Source organism: Pseudomonas sp. (genome assembly GCF_050739655.1).
GTDB lineage: Bacteria > Pseudomonadota > Gammaproteobacteria > Pseudomonadales > Pseudomonadaceae > Aquipseudomonas.
Genome location: NZ_JBOIBY010000512.1, coordinates 1 through 3,125, shown reverse-complemented (window position 1 = coordinate 3,125; position 3,125 = coordinate 1). Strand labels below are relative to the sequence as shown.

3 protein-coding genes are annotated in these 3,125 nt (G+C 60.4%); 1 reads left to right on the top strand and 2 read right to left on the bottom strand.

The genetic code is table 11. The features are described from left to right. The first annotated feature begins 71 nt into the window (after positions 1–71). Positions 72–596 carry a ribosome biogenesis factor YjgA gene (gene yjgA, locus ACRESJ_RS24235; RefSeq protein ID WP_431760166.1) on the top strand — a complete coding sequence of 175 codons (525 nt, stop codon included), beginning with the start codon at positions 72–74 and terminating at the stop codon, positions 594–596. Between the two features lie 108 nt (positions 597–704). Here the strand turns inward: yjgA and tldD are convergent, their stop codons facing one another. Then, positions 705–2,147 carry a metalloprotease TldD gene (gene tldD / locus ACRESJ_RS24230; RefSeq protein WP_431760165.1) on the bottom strand — a complete coding sequence of 481 codons (1,443 nt, stop codon included), beginning with the start codon at positions 2,145–2,147 and terminating at the stop codon, positions 705–707. Positions 2,148–2,165: 18 nt separating this feature from the next. After that, positions 2,166–3,014 (bottom strand): carbon-nitrogen hydrolase family protein, encoded by an 849-nt coding sequence (locus ACRESJ_RS24225; protein ID WP_431760164.1) that lies wholly within the window; start codon positions 3,012–3,014, stop codon positions 2,166–2,168. Positions 3,015–3,125 lie beyond the last annotated feature (111 nt).

Here is a 3,125-nt window from a genome sequence, read left to right as displayed (position 1 = left end):
ATCGAGCGACCGGGCCGGACAAGCGGCCCCCGACTGGTTATCATGGCGGCGTTTCTTTGCGGACGGCCACCATGGTTGATTCTTACGACGACTCCCTCGATACGGGAGAAAAAAGCAAATCCCAGGTTAAACGCGAGCTGCATGCTCTGGTTGACCTTGGCGAGCGCCTTACAACACTCAAGCCTGACTTGCTGGCAAAACTGCCCTTGACCGACGCCTTGCGCCGGGCCTTGGCCGATGCGCCCAAGCACACCGCGCACATCGCGCGTAAACGGCACCTCCAGTTCATCGGCAAACTGATGCGCGATCAGGACACTGACGCCATCCTGGTCTTGCTCGATCAACTCGATGCCTCCACTCGCCAGTACAACGAACGCTTCCATAACCTGGAGCGCTGGCGTGATCGCCTGATATCCGGTGACGATGCCACACTGGAAAAATTCGTCATCGACTACCCGGACGCGGACCGCCAGCAATTGCGTTCCCTGATCCGTCAGGCCCAGCACGAGGTTGCGCAAAACAAGCCTCCTGCTTCCAGCCGTAAAATCTTCAAGTACATCCGTGATCTGGACGAGACTCAACGCGGTCTGCGCTGAGTAATGCCCATCCCCCGTGTAGAAGCTGCCGAAGGCTGCGATCTATTGATCTTTTGAAAAGCAAAGATCGCAGCCTGCGGCAGCTCCTACAAAGGATTGCGTAATTCCTTACGACCCCGTGCCACCCACGGTGATCGCATCAATCTTCAGCGTTGGCTGGCCGACACCTACCGGCACCGACTGCCCATCCTTGCCACACGTCCCCACGCCACTGTCCAGCGCCAGGTCATTGCCGACCATCGACACTTTGCTCATGGCTTCCGGGCCGTTGCCGATCAGGGTCGCGCCTTTGACCGGCGCAGTAATCTTGCCGTCCTCGATCAGATACGCCTCGCTGGTGGAGAACACGAATTTGCCGCTGGTGATATCCACTTGCCCGCCGCCGAGGTTGGCGCAGTAGATGCCTTTCTTAACCGAGGCGATGATTTCCGCCGGATCGCTTTCGCCACCGAGCATGTAGGTGTTAGTCATGCGCGGCATCGGCAGGTGCGCGTAGGATTCGCGACGACCGTTACCGGTGCGCGCCACGCCCATCAGGCGGGCATTGAGCTTGTCCTGCATGTAGCCTTTGAGTACGCCGTTTTCGATCAGCGTGGTGCATTCGGTTGGCGTACCTTCATCGTCGACGCTCAACGAACCACGACGACCGGACAGGGTGCCGTCATCGACAATGGTGCAAAGCTTGGAAGCAACCATCTCGCCCATGCGCCCGCTGTAAGCCGAGCTGCCCTTGCGGTTGAAATCACCTTCCAGGCCGTGGCCGACCGCTTCATGAAGCAGCACACCCGACCAGCCGGAACCGAGAACCACCGGCAAGGTGCCGGCCGGCGCCGGAATGGCTTCCAGATTGACCAATGCCTGGCGCAACGCTTCACGGGCATAGCCCATGGCGCGGTCTTCGGCGAGGAAATAGCGGTAATCGGTACGACCGCCACCGCCATGACCGCCGCGCTCGCGACGGCCGTTTTGTTCAACGATCACACTGACGTTGAAACGCACCAGCGGTCGCACGTCCGCCGCCAGGCCTCCATCAGTGGACGCCACCAGAATCCGCTCCCAGACGCCGGCCATACTCACGGTGACTTGCTGGATGCGCGGATCGAGTGCACGGGTGGCGGCATCGACCCGCTTGAGCAGATCGACTTTCTCGGCTCGGGTCAGCACTTCCAGCGGATTGTCCGGTGCGTATAACTGCGCCACATCCTGGGTGCTGAACGCCTGAACGGTGCCATTCTGCCCGGCGCGGGAAATCGAACGGGCAGCGCGTGCCGCCGCGCCCAACGCTTCCAGAGTGATTGCGTTGCTGTAGGCAAAACCGGTTTTTTCTCCCGATTGCGCCCGCACGCCTACACCCTGGTCGAGGTTGAAACTGCCTTCCTTGACGATGCCGTCTTCCAACGCCCAGGACTCGGAGATTTGCCCTTGGAAATACAGGTCGGCGGCATCGATGCCCGGGCCGGCCAGGTCGCCAAGTACGCCTTGCAGGCTCTCGATCGTTACGCCGCCAGGCGCCAGGAGGTGTTCACTGACTGAGGACAACAACTCGCTCATATGCTTTACGCCTTAAATTCATCGTTCTGAGGCAGGTCGCTGGGCGCCCTGCGAGAAAAAGCGCCGGTGACTGGAGACCGGCATCCGCGCCCTGATGGACGCCTGTTCGCTGCTATCTCGTTCGGCCAGCAGCACGGCCTCGCCCTGTTCTTTTTGCGCCAGCACCCGACCCCAAGGGTCAATGATTGCAGCATGACCGAAGGTCTCTCGCGGCCCCGGATGAGTCCCGCCCTGCGCCGCCGCGAGTACATAACATTGAGTCTCGATGGCCCGTGCACGGATCAGCACATCCCAGTGCGCCGCGCCGGTCACCGCGGTAAACGCCGAAGGTGCGGTAATCAACTCCGCGCCAGCGGCGCGTAACTCGCTGTACAGCTCCGGGAAGCGCAAGTCATAACAGACTGTCAGGCCCACCCGGCCAACCGGCGTATCCGCCACCACCACACCACTGCCATAAGCATAGTCATCGGATTCACGATAACGACCACGATTGTCTGCCACGTCCACGTCGAACAGGTGCAATTTGTCGTAGCGCGCTACCGTTTCGCCTTGATCATTCACCAGCAGCGAGCAGGCATGCACCTTGGCCATCGGTTGACCCACCGGTGGTAACGGCAAGGTGCCAGCCACTATCCATAACCTGAGGTCGCGTGCGGTCTGTTTCAACCAGGGCAGGATCGGGCCTTCGCCCATCGCTTCGGCACGACCGATGTCGGCAATGTCGCGGCGCCCCATGGCAGCGAAGTTTTCTGGCAGTACAGCCAGCTTCGCACCAGAGGCCGCCGCCTGCTCAAGCAGGCGACGGGCCTGGGCAAGATTGGCCAGCACATCACTCTGGCTGACCATTTGAATCACCGCTACAGACATGGCCATTCCTTCTGAAATCAAAACAAACCTGTAGGAGCTGCCGCAGGCTGCGATCTTTTGATCTTTAACGTCAAAAAATCGCAGCCTGCGGCAGCTCCTGCACATTCGGCC

Excerpts from the sequence above, each read along its gene's own strand:
- yjgA (WP_431760166.1), top strand. The coding sequence starts at position 72 with ATGGTTGATTCTTACGACGACTCCCTCGATACGGGAGAAAAAAGCAAA.
- ACRESJ_RS24225 (WP_431760164.1), bottom strand. The coding sequence starts at position 3,014 with ATGTCTGTAGCGGTGATTCAAATGGTCAGCCAGAGTGATGTGCTGGCC.
- tldD (WP_431760165.1), bottom strand. The coding sequence starts at position 2,147 with ATGAGCGAGTTGTTGTCCTCAGTCAGTGAACACCTCCTGGCGCCTGGC.